Source organism: Rhodococcus sp. PAE-6 (genome assembly GCF_025290685.1).
Classification (GTDB): domain Bacteria; phylum Actinomycetota; class Actinomycetes; order Mycobacteriales; family Mycobacteriaceae; genus Rhodococcus; species Rhodococcus pyridinivorans.
The window spans coordinates 23,875-44,464 of record NZ_JAOCLZ010000020.1 but is presented as its reverse complement, the minus strand read 5'-3'; the positions used below and the strand labels follow the sequence as shown (position 1 = coordinate 44,464).

Below are 20,590 nucleotides of genomic sequence, written 5' to 3'. Positions count from 1 at the left end.
AACTGGCGTCGCATCAGCCAAGCCAGAGCCCGCGCCAGTCACTACAAACAACGACATCACAAACTGTCGTTGCAGTACTAATTACCGGTCGGTACACGATTCTGGAGTGACCTCTCGGCGTCGTGACCAACAATGCGGTGCGTACCAGTCCCGGCAACCGATTATCTGGCACTGTCCCAGGAACTGGCGGCGCATGTGGAACCGCCACGATTCCACGTGTGCTGCCGCCCGGCGCTCGACTCCGCGCGGCGGCCAGGCGGCGGTGAATGACCATCGAACCGCACACACATGCGGCGAAATCGAACTGAACATCACCCAAGTGGCAGGTCCCCGATAGTCGGTCCGGTCGGTTCTAGAGCCGGTTCCTACTTGCAGTCGATCTCGCACGCCACGGGCTGGTGCCGGTGGGTGCATCCGGCAGCGTACTCGGCGGGGGTCTTGTAACCCAATGCCGAATGCCGGTGTCGGTGATTGTGGTCGTCCTTGAAGTCCTGGATCACCACCCGTGCCTCGAGCAGAGTGGGCCAGTAGTTGCGGTTCAGGCACTCATCGCGCAGCCGGTTGTTGAAGGACTCGATGAACCCGTTGTTCCACGGCGTGCCCGGCGGAATGTAGGACACCCCCACCGACCCAGAACAGAAGGCTCGCAGCGCTTCCGAGATGAACTCCGGCCCATTGTCCATGCGCAGCACCAGCGGCGGCCCACCCCACATGGCGAACGCCTTCTCCAATCCCTCGATCAACCGGTCGGCGGTGATCGAGCGGTCCACGATATTCAGCAACGACATCCGGGTGGGGGTACCGCCCTGCACGCAGTGCTCGGGGGAGGTTCGTCGACCATCGACGCGATCTTCACCGTCTTGCCGTCGATGGTCGAGTCGAACTGGAAGTCCAATGCCCACACAACATTCGGAGCATCTGCGTCGACGACCGGAACGGAGGACTGGCCGGCACGCTTGCGGCGTGGGGCACGCCGGACCTGCAGTCCCTCTTCCTTCCACAGGCGGTGCACCTTCTTCTTGTTCACCTCGATGCCCTGGTCGTAGCGCAGCCACGCCCACGCCCGACGGAACCCGTGCCGCGGATGTTTGCGGGAATAGCTGCGCAACTCTGTGCGCAGGTCAGCGTCCGGGTCGTCCGGTGTCTGCGCCAACGGCAGCCTCCGGTGGACCGATCGGGAGAGCCCAACGACCTTGCACGCGAACCGTTCCGACATCTGCAGGGTGTCGGTGAGCATGGTGATCGCGGCGCGTTTGGCGGTCGGGCTCAGAATTTTCCCTTCGCGATCTCCCGCAACGCGTCCTTCTCCAACTCGGCATCTGCGAGCAACCGCTTGAGTCGGCCGTTCTGCTCCCGCAGTTCCTTGAGTTCCTTCGCGGCATCGACGTCCATGCCGCCGTACTGGCGACGCCAGTTGTACAGCGTCGCCACCGACACCTCGAGTGCGGCGGCGATCTCTTCGCCGTTCTTGCCTACCGCGGCCAACTCGTCGGCTCGGCGCAGCTTGCGCACGATGTCCTCCGCCGAGTGACGTTTGCGTCCCGCCATGATCTCTATCGTCCCTTCTTCGCCCTCACCAGGGCAATCAGGACTCTAGAACAACCCGGACCTACTCACAGGGGACACGCCACAAGGTTCCACCGGCAGTGCTGCGCATCGACGCCGACCGCAGCTTGGAACCGTGACTATCCACTCCCCTCGGTAATGGATCACGATTCGGTGTGCTGAAGGCTCCGAGCCGGAGGATGGACCTGCTCAACTCGGTTCCGCTTGGGGTACATATCCCAATACAGCTCCGCAAGGTCATTGGGGTCAACCGTTGGGAACTCGGTTGCTGACGCGGCGCTGACTTGAGAGACAAGGGCGCTCATCTCACTGCGGGCGATTGTTGCTCCGACAGAAAGGGTTCCGACGTATACGCCCCTGTCGGCAAGCTCACCGTGAAGTGAGTAGATGTAGTTGCGGGCGGCAGCTCCCAAGGGGCCAAGCCACTGAGACCCGGCATGGGATGGACTGCCGTAACGCCGGTGGTCAGCAGAAAGGCCCCGTCGCCTCGATTCGTCCACTCAGGAAGCACAGCGCGCACGATCTCCACCGGCGTCAGTAGGAAGACTCCTAGTGTCCTGAGTCAGGAATCTTGTTCAAATATGACGCGAGACGTTCGAGGATCTCGTCCGCGGTCTTCGTCCACACGTAAGGCTTCGGATCGGTGTTCTACTGTGCGATCCAGGACCGAATATCCTTCTCCAAAGCCTGAATCGACGTGTGAACCCCGCGACGGATCTGCTTGTTGGTCAACTCGGCGAACCACCGCTCGACGAGATTGAGCCAGGACGATCCGGTCGGGGTGAAGTGCAGATGGAAGCGTGGATGCGCCAGCAGCCAAGCCTTGATCGCCGGCGTCTTGCGGGTGGCGTAGTTGTCGAGCACCAGATGCAGATCCAGACCCGGTGGGGCCTGCTTGTCCAAGGTCATGAGGAACTTTGTGAACTCGTCGGCACGGTGGCGGCGATGCAGCGACCCGATCACCTTCCCCGACGCGACGTCGAGGGCGGCGAACAAGGTGGTGGTGCCGGCACGCACGTAATCGGAGGTCATCCGCTGCGGCACGCCGGGCATCATCGGCAGCACCGGCTGCGACCGGTCCAACGCCTGGATCTGCGACTTCGCCCCCGTAAGCGGGAGGGACCCCCAATCGACGCAGAACGCCAGTGCCCGCTCCGGCGGATCGAGATACAGGCCCACCACGTCGTGGACCTTGTCGACGAAGAACGGATCGGTCGAGAGCGTGAAGCCCTCGGTTCGGTGAGGCTGCAACCCGAAGGCCCGCCAGATCCGCGAGACCGTCGACTGCGACAGGCCCATCTCCTGCGCCATTGTTCGTGTCGACCAGTGCGTCGCGTTCTTCGGTGTCGTCTCGAGCGTCCGGGTCACCACCTCGGCGACCTGGGCATCGGTCACCGATCGCGGCCCACCCGATCGGGGCATGTCCCCGAGGCCGGCAATCCGGTGCTCGCGAAAGCGAGATCGCCAGCGTCCCACCGCATGTTGCGTCGAACCGAGGCGAGCGGCCACCTCCTTGTTCGAGCTGCCGTCCGCGCACGCGAGAATGATCCTAACGCCGCAACGCCCACGCCTGGGGTGTCGACGAACGCCGCACCCAGCCCTCCAACGCGGTACGTTCGTCGTCGGACAGGATCAGCTCGGCCTTCGGCCGCCCGGTACGCACCATCCACCGATTCTACAGTTATGAATGCAATTCCTGACTCAGAACACTAGTGGTTGGCGCTGTACCCGAGGGTATTCGGTTCTCCGAAGGAGCTGGAACTCGGCTCGGTGTACTCGGTCCCGGATGCCGCCGTACGGGAGCAGCGCGGCCGTTCCGCGCTCAAGGCGCCACCCACACACTTCTCATGTTGGTGAATTCCCGGATTCCGGCTGCACCGAGTTCGCGACCGTACCCGCTACGCTTGATCCCGCCGAACGGAACCCGCGGATCCGAAGACACGAGGCTGTTGACGAACAGGCAGCCTGATTCGATTCGACTACCAACCTCGAGCGCGTGCTCGACGTCGCGGCTCCATACGCTTGCCGCCAGGCCGTACTCGGTATCGTTGGCAACAGCGATGGCCTCCTCGTCGTCGTGGACTCGGAGGAGCGCGGCGACAGGGCCGAAGGTCTCCTCGGCGACGACTGGCATGTCTCGGGAGACGTTCGTAATGATGGTAGGTGCGAAGTAGTGTCCGTCGCCGTCGATCCGTTCGCCGCCGCACAGGACCGTGGCGCCCTGACGGACCGATTCACGTACTTGACGTTCGATCTGGTCGACGATGTCCGCGCGTGCGAGGGGACCGATATCGGTTTCTGGGGCAGTCGGATCTCCCACCCTCATGGATTCGACAGCCTCGACGAACAGTTGCTCGAATCGATCAGCAACGTCACGGTGAACGATGATTCGTTTGGCGGCGATGCAGGTCTGTCCGGCGCACAGCAGACGAGATTTGGCGGCGTGTGCTGCCGCGGTCTCGAGGTCGGCGTCGGCCAACACAACCAACGGGTCAGAGCCTCCGAGTTCGAGGACGCTCTTCTTCAGGGCCCGACCTGCAGCGGCAGCGACGTGTGCGCCTGCGCGTGTAGAGCCGGTCAATGTCACCGCGGCCACCCGTGGATCGCGGATCAGGCGGTCCACGGTGTCGGGCACGTCCTCTTCCGCGATCACGAGGGTTCGCAGCAGGCCCGCCGGAAGTCCGGCGTCGGTGAGCACCCGTTCGATTGCCAGCGCCGTGCCTGTGACGTTGGGTGCATGCTTGAGCAGAACGGTGTTGCCCGCCAGGATCGCGGGCACGGCGAATCGGAACACTTGCCACATCGGGAAGTTCCAAGGCATGACGGCAAGGATGACGCCCAGGGGCTCGTAGACGAGTTGGCTCGACTGTGCGAGCGTGGCGAGGGTCTCGGGCGCGAGATAGCCCGGGCCGTCCTGCGCGTACTGCCGGCAGTTCCATGCGCACTTGTCGATTTCGGCGCGTGCTTCCGGAAGGGGCTTGCCCATCTCTCGGGTGATCAGTAGCGCCAGTTCGTCTCGGCGAGCGAGCAGAATGTCGGATACCGTTGCGAGCCGGTGAGCGCGTTTTTCGACGGGGACGGTGCGCCATGCTCCGGTGGCTACATTCGTCTCGACAAGAGACTGTTCGATGTCGTCGGGGGTGAATACCGGGTAGTTCTCCAGGACTTGACCGGTCGCCGGGTTGACGGTGGTGAGCATGCGTAGTTCGGTGGAAGCCACGTTGTTCCTTGGGTTGTGTCGTCGAGGGAGGGCTGGGTGTTTCGCCGCCGTCATTCGATGAGGTCCGTAGCGCCGTCCGGGCGGTAGCGTGATCCCCGTTCCACGACGCGCATCAGCAGATCCTCCTCGATGTCGTCGGCGATCTGGACGACTCGTGGCTGCTGGCCGGTGTAGCCGAGTAGGTCACGGACCTCGCTGTTGGTGTAGTAGCCGCCCGCGACTATCAGACAGATCGCCTGGTAGACATCCGGACCCGCCTGTCGCAGCTTCTCGACGATCGCCGCTGGGTCGTCGGCGGATGTCGTCGACCATGCTCGGAGCAGATGGGGCGTCAGGTCGGGCCGCGCATTGAGAACGAGGTCGAGCTGACCATCCGCTACGCCGGCGGTGCTCGCCGCCGGCATCGGACCGGAGGCGGGAATCAGGTGGTCGGCGATGGTTCTGAGCCATCGGCGGCAGCTCTCGGGGACGACGGTAGTGCCGGCGTCGGGCTGGTCGGTCACATGCATCAGGACTCCTGGGGTGGCCACCGGGATCACGCGGGGACCTGCTGGTGGCGGCGGTGTGCGATCAGGTGCTCGGTGGAGCGCAACGCCAGCGCCACAATTGTGCTTGTCGGGTTCACACCACCGGAGGTGACGAAGACACTGCCGTCGACGATATAGAGGTTGGGAACATCGTGGCACCGTCCGTACTGATCGACGACCGATGTCCGAGGATCGTTCCCCATCCTGGCCGTGCCCAACAGATGCCATCCCGAGTAGCGCATCAGCGATTCGGTGGCAATGTCATAAGCGCCAGCGGTCTCGAGCGACTCGGTCGCGCGTGCGATATGGAAGTCGAGCAGTCGCCGTGAGTTGTCGCTGACACGGTAGGTGATCTTGGGTGCCGGGATGCCCGACGAATCCGTCAAGTCTGGATCAATCTCCACAGTGTTGGCCTCGTCGGGGAGGTCTTCGCCGAAGATGCCCCAGCTGATCGTTCTGCCGAGATGACGCCGGACGTGGTCGTGGTGAGCTTCCCCCCAGACGTCTGTCCCGGCTCGGGTCGGCAGGGCCGCGTTGAGGGGGCCTCCGGTCGGTGCCAGGCTCCACTTCGCGCCTCGGACGAAGTCGCGGTCGGGATTGGTCTCGTAGAATTCGTAGCTGGCGATCTTGGCGCCGACGTGTCCCTGCCAGCTGGTCATGTCGTCGTCGAAATAGCCCATCACGTTGGCGAATGGGTGGACCATGAGACGTCGGCCGACCAGGCCACTCGAGTTGGCAAGTCCGTCCGGATGCTCCGGCGATGCGGAGTTGAGCAGGATGCGCGGGGTTCCGATTGCGTTCCCGGCGAGGATGACCACCTCGGCGTGAACAACATCCCAGGTGCCGTCGGACCGTACGAACTCGGCACCGGTCGCCAGCCCCTGAGGAGAGACGAGCACACGAGAGACCCGCGCATCTGTCAGAAGTCGCGCACCTCGGGCGACCGCAGTCGGCCAGTGGGTGAGATCCGTGGATGCCTTTGCACCTTCCGGGCAGCCCTGCATGCACGCGCCGAACTGAACACAGGGTCGGCGACCGCCGTACGGGGCGGACAGAACGGCCTGCGCGGCCGGCCACCAATGCCAGCCGAGTGCGTCGTGCGCACGGGCCATCCGACGCCCAATGGCGCCGATCGGAAGCGGAGGCAACGGTGGGTCCGCTCCATCCGGGTACGCCGGATCTCCACCCACCCCCGACACGCCGAAGGCTGAGTCGGTGCGTTCGTAGAAGGGCTGCAGGTCGGCGTAGCGCAGCGGCCAGTCGTCTGCGACACCATCCAGCGAGCGCACCCGGAAGTCCGACGGCAGAAGCCGAGGCCAGTCACCGGCATACAGGGTCATACTTCCCCCGACGCCGGCGTACATCAGCGGCGCGACAGCAGATTCTGCATCGTTGATGGGGTAGTCCACGCGCTTGTCACGAATATTGGGGCTACCCGACCACTGCTTTCGCGCTTCGAGTTCGTAGGTTGTCCGTTGAGCCGGATACTCGGTTCTGTCTGGCCAGGTTCCCTGCTCGAGGCACAGCACATCGAAGCCTGCTGCCGCGAGCGCACCCGCGGCAACTCCTCCCGATGCCCCAGCACCGATTATCAGGACATCAGCCTGTTCCATCGTGGTCCTCTCTGTCCAAGCACTTTGGCAAGCGCTTTCCGAGAGCGTACAGAGGATTACCGGATTGTGGCAAGCGTCACCGTGGGGAGCCGCAACCGGAGACGAACCGCGTGGGGCTCCCGGCGAAGCTGGCCGAGACGCTGAAGTCGCCGAGGTTCGGCTGGTATACCGGGGTTCCGCGGTCCTGCATCCCCCAAAGTGGATTGTCGCAGGTGAGAAGCTGGATGTTCAGCATGATCCAGCCACTGGAGTCGCATCGGGTCCACGCGAGGCCTAGAACGGAATTTTGCATTCACCAAGACTTCAACCCGTTGACGCACGTCACACCGCGGCGTAGCGTGACCCACATGGCAAGCGCTTTCCATACGCTGCCTCACCCTTCCCCTTCCTTGAATCTGCTGTGCACGTAGTTGCGCACGAAGAGGAGTGACCTGCTGTGAAGCCAGCACCGAAGTATCAGGCCGCGATGACGCTCTATCGACTCGGCGACCGTGGCATCTGGGAGCACCGTCTGTTCGGCGCGCTCCGACAACACTACCGCGACTCCGAATTGTCTGGCCTTCGTGAAGATCTGATCGGTATGAGTACCGTTGGATGGCTCGACACCCTCGAGCAGTTGGAGCATCGAGGTCAAATCCTGCGATGCTACCGCCTGGCGGCTTCTGCCCGGCCCTTGATCGAGTACCAGCTGAACCTGGAGACGTACCTTCCGAGCGACCTTTCGTCGGCCGGAACTTCGATCGAGAGCGGGTTGCGATGACACACACCTCTACTGTGCACAGCGCGGACCTCGCCGAACGTTCGAGGCTTGCCGATGGCAAGAAGACACGGATGGGAATGATCTATGCCGTCCTCGCCGCCCCGGCCCTGGGCTTGGCGTTCGGCTTGTTGTCCTCGATCGTTACGGCAGAGCCGTTCAATCTAGAAGAACCAACGGGAGCCTTCGCGCTGGTGGCAGTGCTGCAAGTTCCGTTCGGAGTTCTTGCCATTGCCGTATTCCTAGCTGTGAGCGGCACCTGGAGGGACGCAGTTCGTGTTCTCGGCCATCGGGTCAGCTGGTGGAATCTGTTCGTCGCGGTGGGTGGATTCGTCGGTGACCTGTGCTTCGCCGCGGCTGCGGGCCTGATCGGCGGTGCACTCGCCGGCGCGATCGGCGGCCTTGCAGGCGTGGTGGGTGCCGTCATCGGGGCGGCTTTGTATCGTGAGCGCATTCTGCGGCCCACCACTCTTGTCGGTCTGGCAGCACTGGCGATCGGCATCTGGCTAGCTGTCTCCGGCGGCAGCCTCAACGCCCCGACGCAGGGAATTTACTTCGTGGTCGGACTCCTCATCATCGTCGTCGCCGTCTTGACGTGGGGGTTCGAGAGCTTTGCCATCTCCGCCGGTACGGATCTCATGCCAGCCGAGGGGTTCCTCTGGTGGCGGGCGTTCCTGGAACTCCTCATCGCCAACGCTCTGCTCTTCCTACTGTTTCCGACTGGACGGCATGTCGCGTATTTGGCCTGGAGCGATCCACGGCTCGTGGCAATCGGAGCGGTCATCGGCTTTGGCTGGGCAATATGGATGATCATGGGGTTCTATATCGGGATTTCCTATGCGGGCGCGGTACGAGGCGGCGTCCTCACCAACACTCTCGCCTTCTTCTTCATCGCCTTCTTCTCGCTGACTGTATACGGCGCGCCGTTCAGCCTGATCGTCATCGTCGGATCGATCGCGACGGTGATCGGAGCGCTGCTCATCGTCACCGAACCCAAGTCCTATATCGCGCGACAGCGCAATTGACCCGTTGCCCACCAATGAAACTAGGTGAAATCTCCGTGCATGCCTTCCACGCCACACTCGACGCCACGGACGCGGCTCTGGCAGATGCATATCTCGCCCGAGCACGGGTATCGAAGCTTCGGCGATTGTCTGCCCTGATCGTGTTGTGTGCCTTGCTCATCGGCATCCTCATAACGATCTTCATCAACGACTGGTATGCCCAGTCCGGGGGAGGGGGAGCCGGCTGGGTCTTCGTGGGCATAGCCGTGGCGGTGTGTGCAGTCGGCGGCGTCCTGATCGACATCGTTTATCGAAGGGAACTCTGAAAATGGAAACTCAGCACGCGGAATCGACATCGACGCTGCCCTTGCTCAATGCCCGGTCCTGGGCACTCGGGTTCTTCGTCGTGGCTATCGCCCTTGCGGTTGTCGCCTCGCAGTTTCTGATCGACTTCATCGCAAGCGCCCACTGATGCGAGCCGCAGAGGAATCTGATCGACACCCAGCAGGGCGACACCGCGATCGCTTGAGCCTCAGCAACACCACCGCGCGCCCCACCGTCGGCGTCGTTCGGGAAACGGGCGACGGCGAGCGGCGGGTCGCGCTGGTGCCGATGATCGTGCCGTCGTTGATCAAGAAGGGGCTCGACGTGGTCGTCGAGGCCGGGGCCGGGCTCGGTGCGCTGATCCCGGACGAGGCCTATGTCGAGGCCGGGGCACGGATCGGGGATGCCTGGTCGGCGGAAGTGGTGCTCAAGGTGGCGCCGCCGTCGGACGCGGAGGTCGCGCGGATGCGGCCGGGGCAGACCCTGATCGGGTTCCTCGCCCCCCGCAACGCCGACAACCAGATCGGCGCGCTCACCGCGGCCGGGGTGCAGGCGTTCGCCGTCGAGTCGATCCCGCGGATCTCCCGCGCCCAGGTGATGGACGCGCTGTCGTCGCAGGCGAACGTCGCTGGGTACAAGGCGGTGCTAGTGGCCGCGTCGGAGTCCACCAGGTTTTTCCCGATGCTCACCACCGCCGCCGGCACGGTCAAGCCCGCCACGGTGCTCGTGCTCGGCGTCGGGGTGGCCGGGCTGCAGGCGCTGGCCACGGCTAAGCGCCTCGGTGGGCGCACCACCGGGTACGACGTGCGGCCGGAGGTCGCCGATCAGGTGCGTTCGGTCGGGGCGCAGTGGCTCGATCTCGGGATTGACGCGGCCGGGGAGGGCGGGTACGCCCGCGAGCTCACCGAGGACGAACGCGCGCAGCAGCAGGGGGCGCTCGAGGAGGCCATCAAGGGCTTCGACGTGGTGATCACCACCGCGCTGGTGCCGGGCCGGCCCGCGCCGCGGCTGGTGACCGCCGCCGCCGTGGAGGGCATGAAGCCAGGCTCGGTGGTGGTGGATCTGGCCGGGGAGACCGGCGGCAACTGCGAGCTGACCGAGCCCGGGCAAACGGTGGTCGAGCACGCGGTGACGATCTGCTCGCCGCTGAACCTGCCCGCGACCATGCCCGAGCACGCCTCGCAGCTGTATACGAAGAACGTCGTGGCCCTGCTCGAGCTGATGCTCGACGAGGACGGCGCGCTCGCGCCGGACTTCTCGGACGAGATCCTCGCCGGCGCGTGCGTGACCCGAACCACCGCTCCTACCCACTCATTCACCCCCTCCCTCCCATCAGGAACGCCACGGTGAACACTCTGATCGACAAACTCTTCACCACTCCGATGTCGTGGCTGTTGGCGGTGCCGATCGTGCTTGCCGACCGGCTGCTGGCCCCGGACCTGCCCGAGCTGCCGGACTGGGATCACTTGTGCCGCAACGGATCGGGGTGCTGAACATGTATACGGAATTGTTGGCGAACATCGCGATCCTGGTGCTGGCCGGGTTCGTGGGCTTCGCCGTGATCTCGAAGGTGCCCAACACGCTGCACACCCCGCTGATGTCGGGCACCAACGCGATCCACGGCATCGTGGTGCTCGGTGCGCTGGTGGTGTTCGGGCATCTGCCGGCCGGCGCGCCGTGGAGCATCAAGGTCATCTTGTTCGTGGCGCTGGTGTTCGGCACCCTCAACGTCGTCGGCGGGTTCGTCGTCACCGACCGGATGCTGGGGATGTTCAAGCCGAAGAAGCGGGTGCCGGTGCAGGCCGCCCCGGCGGAGCAGAAGGGAGCCGACGCGAAATGAGCTACCTCGTCTCCGTCCTGTACATCGTCGCGTTCGCGATGTTCATCTACGGTCTGATGGGCCTGACCGGCCCGAAGACCGCCGTGCGCGGCAACTACATCGCCGCGGCCGGCATGGCCGTCGCGGTGATCGCGGTGCTGATCGACATCCGCGACACCGACAACTGGCTCTGGATCGTCGCCGGCCTGGCCGTCGGTGTGGTGCTCGGGGTGCCGCCGGCGCTGCGCACCAAGATGACCGCGATGCCGCAGCTGGTGGCGCTGTTCAACGGCGTCGGCGGCGGCACCGTCGCGCTGATCGCCTGGGCCGAGTTCCTCGACTCGGGCGGGTTCACCACCCTCGACGAGCAACCCACGGTGCACGTGGTGCTCGGCTCGCTGTTCGCCGCGATCGTCGGCTCGGTCTCGTTCTGGGGTTCGCTGGTGGCGTTCGCCAAGCTGCAGGAGCTGCTGAACAAGAACCTCGAACGCCGCCTGGTCGGCGCGGCCAAGGCCTTCCAGGTCGCGAACATCGTGCTCGCCCTCGCGGCGGTCGTGCTCGCGGTGTACATCGGTCTCGCGGCCGACCCGGCGAACGAGCCCACCTCCGCGGTGTGGATCGTGGCGCTGCTGGTGGTGGCCGGACTGATGGGTCTGTTCGTGGTGCTGCCGATCGGCGGCGCGGACATGCCCGTGGTGATCTCGCTGCTCAACGCCCTGACCGGCCTGTCCGCGGCGGCCGCGGGTCTGGCGCTGAACAACCAGGCGATGATCGTCGCCGGCATGATCGTCGGCGCCTCGGGTTCGATCCTGACCAACCTGATGGCCAAGGCGATGAACCGGTCCATCCCGGCGATTGTGTTCGGCTCGTTCGGCGGCGAGGGCGGCGCCGGGGCGGGTCCGGCCGGGGCGGGCGGCACCGTTAAGGCTACCTCCGCCTCCGATGCGGCGATCCAGATGGCCTACGCCAACCAGGTCATCGTGGTGCCCGGGTACGGGCTGGCCGTGGCGCAGGCGCAGCACGCGGTCAAGGAGATGGCAGCGCTGCTAGAGGGCAAGGGGGTCGATGTCAAGTACGCCATCCACCCGGTCGCCGGCCGGATGCCCGGGCACATGAACGTCCTGCTCGCCGAGGCCGAGGTGCCCTACGAGGCCCTCAAAGAGATGGACGATATCAACGGGGAGTTCTCCCGCACCGACGTCACCGTCGTCATCGGCGCCAACGACGTCACCAACCCCGCCGCCCGGCAGGACTCGTCCTCCCCGATCTACGGCATGCCCATCCTCAACGTCGACCAGTCCAAGTCGGTCATCGTGCTCAAGCGCTCGATGTCCTCCGGCTACGCCGGTATCGACAACCCGCTGTTCACTGCCGACCAGACCTCCATGCTGTTCGGCGACGCGAAGAAGATGGTCTCCGAGGTCACCGAGGAACTCAAAGCGCTGTAGTTACTACAGCCCGAAGGTCAGTGGGCGAGGTGCGAGGGAGTGTTTCCTCGCTCACTGATCACCTCCCGAAATGCGTGGTCGCTGCACTTCGGGTTGTCGGGGAGCATGCATGTCGGTGACGCGCGGTGTTCGCTCGGACTCGGTAGCAATTCTCGACCATAGGCACGCCCTAGACGAGTCGACTGCTGTCCCGAAGAATGACCTGGCCGGCTATCGTTTCCCGGCAGTTCTCCGAGTCAGGCCCTGTCGCCAACGCCAGCTGTACGACTCGCTCACCGATCTCCACCAGCGGTAACGCCACAGTCGACAGGCTGGGCACGTGATCGCGCAACGTCGGGATGTCGTCGAAGCCCGCAATGCAGATATCCCGGGGAACTTCGATCCCGCTCTCGCGCCATGCCGCGATCGCCCCGATCGCCATTACATCGTTGACGGCGAGCACACACACCGGAGCGTGTGGCTGTCCAGGTTCGATCCTCAGTCCGGCGGCCAGGATCCTGGCGGCCGAGAATCCGCCGTCTCGGGTGAAATCTCCCGCCACCTCAAGCACAGGTGTGATGCCATGTCCACCGAGTGCGTCGACGAAACCGTTCCGCCGATCTGCTGCCGTGCGAACATTTGCCGGCCCACCGATGACGGCGAATCGTCGGTGTCCTTGCTGCACCAGTGATTCCGCCAACTGTGCCGAAGCCCGGTAATTCTCGGGCTCCACGGCGCAGCCGAAGGCAAGGGGTTGGCCGATCACGACGATGCGGCCACCGTTGGCGCGGTAGCGTTGGAACTCTGTCTCGAGTTCACGGTCCAGACTTCCACTCTGTCGCGACCCGGCAAGAATGATCGCGTCCGCCCGATGCGCGATGAAGGTGCTCACCGATTCCCGCTCGACGTCGAAGTCGCGGTCGGTACTTGCCAGCAACACCTGTCTGCCGGCGGCACGAGCTGCGATCTGCACCCCACGCATGATCGAGGAGAAGTAGGGGTCGGCGATGTCGTGCACGATCAGCCCCAGTAAGCCGGTCGAAGCCCGTGCCAGGGCCTGCGCCTGGGCATTCGGGACGTACCCCAATTCGCGCGCGGCGGTCCGAACTCGTTCTGCGACTTCTTCCCTGGGAATCCTGGTGGATCCGTTGAGCACGCGGGAGGCGGTTGCCGGCGAGACCCCGGCTCGAACAGCTACATCCTGCAGTCGCACTGCACCCATCGTCGTACCTCTATTCCGCGGGCATTGTTGCCCCCACTAACTGTCTTGACTGAAGACTACTGACAGCTTAGCCTGGAAAGCGCATTCCAGATTTCGGGCAATGATCCCGCTCGGCGGACCTCCCAGCACTTATCCGCCAGTCAAGACTCCGAACGCTCCTTCGCAGGCGTTTGCAGCCATCACAGAATAGGCCCATCCCATGACCACACCTTCTCCCCGCACGACTCTGCGTATCGCCATGAACGGCGTCACCGGACGAATGGGTTACCGACAGCATCTCGTGCGGTCGATCCTGCCCCTGCGTGATTCCGGGCTGACTCTCGACGACGGCACACGCGTCGATGTCGAGCCAGTCCTGATCGGCCGCAATGCCGACAAGCTGGCCGAACTGTCCGAGTTGCACGACATCGAACGGTGGACCACCGATTTCGCATCGGTCCTTGCCGATCCCACGATCGATGTCTATTTCGATGCCCAAGTGACCTCCCGACGCAGTGCAGCCCTCACTTCGGCTATGAAGGCGGGCAAGCACATCTACACCGAGAAGCCAACTGCGGAGACGTTAACCGAAGCCGTCGAACTCGCGCGCATTGCCGAGAATGCCGGGGTGAACGCCGGCGTAGTACACGACAAGCTGTATCTTCCCGGGTTGGTGAAGTTGCGGCGCCTGGTCGACGAAGGATTCTTCGGCCGTATCCTCTCTCTGCGCGGCGAGTTCGGATACTGGGTGTTCGAGGGCGACATTCAGCCGGGTCAGCGCCCGAGCTGGAACTACCGGTCTGCAGACGGCGGCGGCATCACTGTCGACATGTTCTGTCATTGGAACTATGTACTGGAAGGGATTCTCGGGAGCGTGGAGTCCGTCATGGCGAAGGCCGTGACCCATGTGCCCACCCGCTGGGACGAATCGGGCCAGCCGTACGACGCGACCGCAGACGACGCAGCGTACGCCATCTTCGAGATGGAAGACGGTGTGATCGCCCAGATCAATTCCTCCTGGACGGTGCGGGTATACCGCGACGAGTTGGTCGAGTTCCAGGTCGATGGAACGCACGGATCCGCCGTGGCTGGCTTGAACAAGTGTGTCGCTCAGCAGCGCGCACACACTCCGAAGCCGGTGTGGAACCCGGATCTGCCCGTCACCGAGTCGTTCCGTGACCAGTGGCTGGAGGTACCTGCCAACGCTGACCTCGACAACGGGTTCAAGTTGCAGTGGGAGGAGTACCTCCGTGATGTCGTGGCCGGTCGACGCCACCGCTTCGGCCTGCTGTCCGCGGCTCGGGGGGTCCAGCTCGCCGAACTCGGTCTGCAGAGCTCCGCGGAAGGCCGTCGGCTCGTCGTTCCGGAGATCACGCTGTGACCGCTTCGACGACGCGAGTGTCGGTAACCTTGCCGCGGTCCGGACGACTCGAGAACTATGAGCTCGGCGAGCCCGGTCTCTGGCGCAAACCGTCGGCGCCCCCGACCTCACGTGTCGCCTACGCCGCTGCCCATGTCGTTCCTCGTGCGCTTGCCCCCAACGTCCCCGGTGCCCCTGCCGACCTCGACTGGGACACCACCCTGGCCTACCGGCACGAGTTGTGGTCCTACGGTCTAGGCGTAGCCGACGCAATGGACACCGCCCAACGGGGCATGGGGCTGGACTGGGCCACCACCGCTGAATTGATCCGGCGCAGTAGCGCGGAAGCAGCCGCAGTGGGCGGCAGCATCGCCTGCGGCGCCGGCACTGACCAACTGGATCCCACAGACCTCGCGCATCTATCGACCGGCAAGTACGGTCTCGCAGTTGTCCTCGACGCCTATCGAGAACAGATCGACGTCGTACGTTCCGCTGGCGCGAAGGTCATCCTCATGGCTTCACGAGCTCTGGCGCAAGTCGCGACCTCGCCCGAGGACTATCTCACCGTATACCGCACGCTGCTCTCGGAAATCGACCAGCCAGTGATTCTGCACTGGCTTGGCACGATGTTCGACCCCGCACTGCAGGGATATTGGGGAAGCGAGGAAATTCCAGTTGCTACCAAAGTCTTTACCGATCTGATCGAAAGTCACAGCGAGAAGATCGACGGCGTCAAAGTGTCTCTGCTTGACGCTACACACGAAGTTTCACTGCGTCGCGCACTTCCGGACGGGGTGCGCCTCTATACCGGCGACGACTTCAACTATCCGGAACTGATTGTGGGGGACCATGAAGGGTTTTCTGATGCTCTTCTAGGCGTGTTCGCCGGAATATATCCCGCGGCCTCATGCGCCTTGCAGGAACTCGACGCCGGAAACATAGACCGCGCCCGACAGATCTTGGATGCGACTCGCGAACTCGGTCGGCATATCTTCATGGTGCCCACCTATTTCTACAAGACCGGAATCGCCTTCCTGTCTTGGCTCAACGGAAAGCAGCCTGGGTTCGCGATGGTAGGGGGGTTGACAAGCGGCCGTTCGGTAGAGCATCTGGCCGAACTCTTCGTCCTCGCCGACAAGGCCGGTCTGCTGAGCGACCCCCCCATCGCGGCGCATCGTATGCGCCTCTATCTCGAACTCAACGGAATCACATCATGACCACCACTGCACTGCGGGATGCCGTAACCGACCCGACCAACCCCTACGTGAACCTCTCGCTGAACACCATAACGACGAAGTCGTGGACCTTGCGCGAGGCTGTTGACGCGGCAGCTGCTGCCGGGCTCGGCGCCGTCGGACTCTGGCGCGATCGTGTCCAAGAAGCCGGCGTTACGACGGCAGCCAGGATAGTGCGCGATGCCGGAGTTCGCGTATCCAGTCTCTGTCGAGGTGGGTTTTTGACCGACCTCGGTGATCCCACCGCAGCGCTGGACTCGAACCGGCGAGCGATCGACGAGGCCGCCGAACTCGGCACCCGCGAGCTCGTGATGGTTGCCGGTGGAATCCCTGACCGGGACCTGACCGGTGCGCGGCGACGAGTCGAAGATCGTCTTGCCGAACTCGTGCCCTACGCGCGCGAGCGCGGTGTGCGCATGGCACTCGAGCCGTTGCACCCGATGTACTGTGCCGATCGGGCGGTGATCTCCACGCTCAGTCAAGCATTGACCTTGGCGGAGCCGCACCCGGCCGACACCGTCGGCGTCGTCGTCGACACCTTCCATATCTGGTGGGATCCGCAGGCAGACGTAGGTATCGCCCGTGCCGGTGAACAAGACAGGATCAGTTCGTATCAGGTGTGTGATTGGCTCGTGCCGATGAGAGCAGATCCGTTGCTCACGCGCGGCATGATGGGGGACGGGGTCATCAACTTCGAGGAGCTAAGTGGAAGTGTCCGCGATGCCGGTTATCGGGGGGATGTCGAGGTCGAGATTTTTAATGAAAGCGTCTGGTCGACCGATGGACACCAGGTCCTTGAGATGATGAAAAATCGCTATCTCGATCTGGTAAGGCCATCGTTGTTAAGGACTCGGCTTGAACCTCATCGTGCGGTTCTCGAATAGATGCGGTTATTTATCTGCAGGTTGACGGGCTGCAGAGACGTGCGGCGCTTACAGCGGTGCACGTCGACTCGCCCCTAACACGCTTGACATAAGGCGCTTCGGTAACAGGAGTCTCGACGGCATAGCTCTGGAAATTCCTTCCCTTTGCGCGGCTTAACGGTCCTTGTCTGATATCCATCACACGCATGAAAGGCCAACCAGTGAGAGTTCTGATCGCTCCGGACAAGTTCAAGGGGTCGCTTACCGCAGCGCAGGTTGCCGATCACCTCGCCAACGGACTGGCCAGGGCGGGAAGGGATTGTCGCCTACTTCCGCTTGCCGACGGAGGTGACGGAAGCGTCGACGCCGCAGTCGCTGTAGGATTCTCCCCGCACCAAGTGACTGTCGCGGGAGCGACCGGACTGCCGCACTACGGCCGCATAGCCCTGGGTGAGGAGACTGTTGTGGTCGAAGTTGCAAACATCTGCGGACTGGCTACCCTGCCTGGTGGCCGCACCGCCGCGATGGATACGTCGAGCCTCGGACTCGGCCAAGCCATCGGTCACGCCCTGCGCTGCCACCCGAAGAGGTTGGTGTTGGCTCTGGGTGGCAGCGCCAGTACCGACGGGGGCATGGGCATGCTTGCCGCACTAGGCTTCACCTTCCATGACGTCGCCGGCCGACAACTCCGGGTCTGCGGGCGTACCCTTCCCCAGGTCCACACAATCGACTCCTCGCGCACAGTGAACCTGACGGGGATCGAGATCGTGGTCGCCAGCGACGTCACCAACCCCTTGCTCGGACTTGCTGGCACTGCCGCGGTGTACGCGCCTCAGAAGGGCGCCACCGACGCCGACGTGCGCTTCCTCGAAGCTGGACTCAACAACTTCGTCGACGCGTTCGTTCGTAGTGGCTATTCTGGCGCCCGTGAGCTCGCGAAGATACCCGGTGCGGGCAGTGCTGGCGGCATTGGTTTCGCTGCGATGCTGCTCGGAGCCCGCATGGTCTCGGGCGCACAGTATTTCCTCGACCTGCTCGGTTTCGACGAAGCGCTGACCGACGTCGATCTTGTCGTCACGGGGGAAGGCAGCATCGACGAGCAGACCGAGCACGGCAAACTCCTCTCCGTCCTCACCGACCGGGCGCATCCGCTTCCCGTCTTCGCGGTCACCGGACGCAATAGAATTCCCCGGAATCGTTGGGGCCATGCCGGATTCGCTCACATCTACTCCCTATGTGATTACACGGACAGAGACACCACCGAAGACTCCCACCTGACCGGTGAATTGCTCACCCGAATTGGCTACGAAATCGGCCAGACGGAAACGGGATCGGCGATAATCGGACGTAGACATGTAGATACGCCCATTCACCCCACCCATGTCTGAACCGCACCTTCATGACCGCTGGGAGGGCATTCTGGATTCCGAGACCACCGCAAGGATTGTACAGCGCTACACCGAATCCCTCCCAATAATGCCACCTGCGCGATCTGGTCTGTGGGAATGGCAGTTACGTGCCCGGTGTCGTAGCACGGACAGCTCGTTGTTCTATCCCCCGGAAAACAGCCGGGGACCTGTCCGAGCGAGACTCGAATCGCTTGCCAAAGACGTTTGTTGGCAGTGCCCTGTTCTGGTGGACTGTCGCACTCATGCGCTGCGTACTCGCGAACCTTATGGGGTCTGGGGCGGGATGAGCGCAAAGGAACGGGCCCTTTGGGACCACTTTGCGGCATCGTGACCACGCTGCCGCTGCACGTCCGTCACCCTGTCCTTGATCCGCACTGCACTTCCGATTGAGGAAGGTCTTATGGCTGTCACAGCGCTCCGCTCGCCCCAGCGAGCCTCTCTACTATCCGCCGACCCTGGTGCCCTGCTGTCCCCGCGGCGGGCAAAGATCGTTTGCACTCTCGGACCAGCCGTTGCCACCGACGAGAAGGTCCGCACCATGGTCGAGGCCGGGGCGGACATCGCCCGGCTGAACTTCAGCCACGGTGATCACGTCGACCACCAGGCCAACTACGACCGCGTCCGGTCAGTGGCGGCCGCCACCGGCCGCTGCGTCGGCATTCTCGCCGATTTGCAAGGCAAGGTCCGCCTCGGCCGGTTTGTCAACGGCGCCACCGTCTGGGCCACCGGCGAGACCGTACGCATCATCGTCGAGGCCTGCCCCGGCGACCACGACCGCGTCTCGGCCACTTACACCCACCTGGCCGACGACGCCTGCCCCGGGGACCGCCTGCTCGTCGACGACGGCAAACTGGCGTTGACCGTCACCGCCGTCGACGGCCCAGACGTGGTCTGCACCGTCGTCGAAGGTGGGCCGGTGTCGAACAACAAGGGCCTGTCCCTGCCCGCATGAATATCTCCGCCCCGGCCTTGTCGGACAAGGACATCGACGACCTCAAGTTCGCGCTGCGCCTCGGGGCGGATCTGGTTGCCTTGTCCTTCGTGCGCTCCGCTGCCGACATCGACCGCGTCCACGAGGTGATGGACCGCGTCGGCCGACGCGTCCCGGTGATTGCGAAGATCGAAAAACCTGAAGCGGTGGACAATCTCGAGAAAATCGTGCTGGCCTTCGACGCGCTCATGGTCGCTCGTGGTGACCTCGGTGTCGAGATACCCCTTGAGCAGGTCCCTCTGGTCCAGAAGCGGGCCGTGCACCTCGCGCGGGAAAATGCCCGCCCGGTCATCGTCGCCACCCAGATGCTCGACTCGATGATCGAGAACTGCCGTCCCACCCGCGCCGAGGCCTCCGACGTCGCTAATGCCATCCTCGATGGAGCCGATGCGGTCATGCTCTCCGGCGAAACTTCCGTCGGCAGGTACCCGCTTGAGACCGTCGGGACGATGGCTCGCATCCTCGCCGCGGTCGAACAGAACTTGACCGCAGTACCCGCACTCACCCATGTCCCCCGCACCAAGGGCGGGGTGCTGTCCTTCGCGGCCCGTGACATCGGCGAACGCCTCAATGCCAAGGCCCTCGTTGCTTTCACCCAGTCCGGTGACACCGTCCGTCGCCTCGCTCGCCTGCACACTCCGCTACCACTGCTGGCCGTCACGCCGCTGCCCGAGGTGCGCAACCAACTGGCCTTGACCTGGGGCACCGAAGCCTTCCTCCTCGATCCAGTGCACACCGCCGACGACATGATCCGCCAGGTCGACACCGCGCTCCTGCAATTCGACCGCTACCGGCACGGTGGCCTCGTCGTTATTGTCGCCGGATCCCCGCCAAACACGGTCAGGTCAGCGAACCTCATCCACGTTCACCGCGTCGGCTTCAATAACTATACGTCCCAGTAAGGTGTACTCGCACTCGACACGAAGGCCCGAGACGATGGTCGCCCTGCGGATCCCGGCAAAACTTCACATGCTGTACCCGAAGCGGGAATCGCAGATCATCTTGAGCGTTGTGTCACCCGCCGACTTGACCCACGGTGCAGGAATGGACCCACACACGTTGTCGTGTCGAGAGGCGAACGGTTTGGTGCCATACACATTCGGCTCGCCAACCAGTTCAGGAGACATAGTCATGAAGCACGAAGCCCGCAATAAAACTGACCAACAACGAAACAGGGACCTGTCGACTGCGGACCTGGCCGCAGTCATCGAAGCTCTCACCGGCGAGTGCGTGTTCATCCCACCTCCGCAACAGCGAAGGGATCGCGACTGTCA

17 protein-coding genes and 3 pseudogenes are annotated in these 20,590 nt (G+C 63.8%); 14 read left to right on the top strand and 6 right to left on the bottom strand.

The annotated features are described in order from the left end of the window. Positions 1–365: 365 nt before the first annotated feature. The 5 genes and pseudogenes from NVV99_RS23830 to NVV99_RS23810 all read right to left on the bottom strand — a co-directional run bounded on the left by NVV99_RS23830 (position 366) and on the right by NVV99_RS23810 (position 6,926). A pseudogene (locus NVV99_RS23830) lies at positions 366–1,548 on the bottom strand (IS3 family transposase). Positions 1,549–2,115: 567 nt separating this feature from the next. Next, a pseudogene (locus tag NVV99_RS23825) lies at positions 2,116–3,232 on the bottom strand (IS630 family transposase). A 156-nt stretch (positions 3,233–3,388) separates the two neighbouring features. Beyond that, positions 3,389–4,786, bottom strand: a complete 1,398-nt coding sequence (locus NVV99_RS23820) for an NAD-dependent succinate-semialdehyde dehydrogenase (RefSeq protein ID WP_260783118.1) — start codon at positions 4,784–4,786, stop codon at positions 3,389–3,391. A gap of 50 nt (positions 4,787–4,836) precedes the next feature. Further along, positions 4,837–5,295 carry a hypothetical protein gene (locus tag NVV99_RS23815; RefSeq protein WP_024103557.1) on the bottom strand — a complete coding sequence of 153 codons (459 nt, stop codon included), beginning with the start codon at positions 5,293–5,295 and terminating at the stop codon, positions 4,837–4,839. Positions 5,296–5,321: 26 nt separating this feature from the next. Then, a complete protein-coding gene (locus NVV99_RS23810) occupies positions 5,322–6,926 on the bottom strand; it encodes a GMC family oxidoreductase (RefSeq protein WP_024103558.1) in 1,605 nt (534 codons plus the stop codon). 436 nt (positions 6,927–7,362) lie between these two features. Between NVV99_RS23810 and NVV99_RS23805 the strand changes: the two genes are divergently transcribed. Genes NVV99_RS23805 through NVV99_RS23770 form a run of 8 tightly spaced genes read left to right on the top strand, consistent with a single transcriptional unit; the run spans position 7,363 to position 12,278 of the window. Then, positions 7,363–7,686 carry a hypothetical protein gene (locus NVV99_RS23805; protein ID WP_041803612.1) on the top strand — a complete coding sequence of 108 codons (324 nt, stop codon included), beginning with the start codon at positions 7,363–7,365 and terminating at the stop codon, positions 7,684–7,686. Positions 7,687–7,700: 14 nt separating this feature from the next. Then, entirely contained in the window at positions 7,701–8,708 is a 1,008-nt protein-coding gene (locus NVV99_RS23800) for a hypothetical protein (protein WP_041803613.1), read from the top strand. Between the two features lie 35 nt (positions 8,709–8,743). After that, positions 8,744–9,013: a hypothetical protein gene (locus NVV99_RS23795; protein WP_144376980.1), complete on the top strand. Its 270-nt coding sequence runs from the start codon at positions 8,744–8,746 to the stop codon at positions 9,011–9,013. A gap of 2 nt (positions 9,014–9,015) precedes the next feature. Then, positions 9,016–9,159, top strand: coding sequence for a hypothetical protein (locus NVV99_RS23790; protein ID WP_024103563.1), 144 nt, complete (start codon positions 9,016–9,018; stop codon positions 9,157–9,159). A 53-nt stretch (positions 9,160–9,212) separates the two neighbouring features. Then, positions 9,213–10,361: a Re/Si-specific NAD(P)(+) transhydrogenase subunit alpha gene (locus NVV99_RS23785; RefSeq protein WP_024103564.1), complete on the top strand. Its 1,149-nt coding sequence runs from the start codon at positions 9,213–9,215 to the stop codon at positions 10,359–10,361. Further along, on the top strand, positions 10,358–10,504 hold the full coding sequence (locus tag NVV99_RS23780; RefSeq protein WP_024103565.1) for a hypothetical protein: 147 nt from the start codon (positions 10,358–10,360) through the stop codon (positions 10,502–10,504). The genes NVV99_RS23785 and NVV99_RS23780 overlap by 4 nt, the downstream gene beginning before the upstream one ends. A gap of 2 nt (positions 10,505–10,506) precedes the next feature. Continuing rightward, positions 10,507–10,851, top strand: coding sequence for an NAD(P) transhydrogenase subunit alpha (locus tag NVV99_RS23775; protein WP_024103566.1), 345 nt, complete (start codon positions 10,507–10,509; stop codon positions 10,849–10,851). Continuing rightward, complete coding sequence (locus tag NVV99_RS23770; protein ID WP_024103567.1) at positions 10,848–12,278, top strand: NAD(P)(+) transhydrogenase (Re/Si-specific) subunit beta; 1,431 nt, start codon at positions 10,848–10,850, stop codon at positions 12,276–12,278. Before NVV99_RS23775 ends, NVV99_RS23770 begins: the two co-directional genes overlap by 4 nt. Before the next feature lie 169 nt (positions 12,279–12,447). Here the strand turns inward: NVV99_RS23770 and NVV99_RS23765 are convergent, their stop codons facing one another. Beyond that, entirely contained in the window at positions 12,448–13,479 is a 1,032-nt protein-coding gene (locus NVV99_RS23765; RefSeq protein WP_024103568.1) for a LacI family DNA-binding transcriptional regulator, read from the bottom strand. A gap of 199 nt (positions 13,480–13,678) precedes the next feature. Between NVV99_RS23765 and NVV99_RS23760 the strand changes: the two genes are divergently transcribed. The 6 genes and pseudogenes from NVV99_RS23760 (at position 13,679) to pyk (ending at position 20,218) form a co-directional block, all read left to right on the top strand. Beyond that, positions 13,679–14,839 (top strand): Gfo/Idh/MocA family protein, encoded by a 1,161-nt coding sequence (locus tag NVV99_RS23760; protein ID WP_024103569.1) that lies wholly within the window; start codon positions 13,679–13,681, stop codon positions 14,837–14,839. Beyond that, complete coding sequence (locus NVV99_RS23755; RefSeq protein ID WP_024103570.1) at positions 14,836–16,035, top strand: dihydrodipicolinate synthase family protein; 1,200 nt, start codon at positions 14,836–14,838, stop codon at positions 16,033–16,035. The genes NVV99_RS23760 and NVV99_RS23755 overlap by 4 nt, the downstream gene beginning before the upstream one ends. Next, positions 16,032–16,937, top strand: a complete 906-nt coding sequence (locus NVV99_RS23750; RefSeq protein ID WP_024103571.1) for a sugar phosphate isomerase/epimerase — start codon at positions 16,032–16,034, stop codon at positions 16,935–16,937. The genes NVV99_RS23755 and NVV99_RS23750 overlap by 4 nt, the downstream gene beginning before the upstream one ends. Positions 16,938–17,137: 200 nt before the next feature. Further along, complete coding sequence (locus tag NVV99_RS23745; RefSeq protein WP_024103572.1) at positions 17,138–18,304, top strand: glycerate kinase; 1,167 nt, start codon at positions 17,138–17,140, stop codon at positions 18,302–18,304. 88 nt (positions 18,305–18,392) lie between these two features. Further along, positions 18,393–18,656 (top strand): WhiB family transcriptional regulator, encoded by a 264-nt coding sequence (locus NVV99_RS23740; protein WP_024103573.1) that lies wholly within the window; start codon positions 18,393–18,395, stop codon positions 18,654–18,656. A 69-nt stretch (positions 18,657–18,725) separates the two neighbouring features. Continuing rightward, a pseudogene (pyk, locus tag NVV99_RS23735) lies at positions 18,726–20,218 on the top strand (pyruvate kinase). The last annotated feature ends 372 nt before the right edge of the window (positions 20,219–20,590 follow it).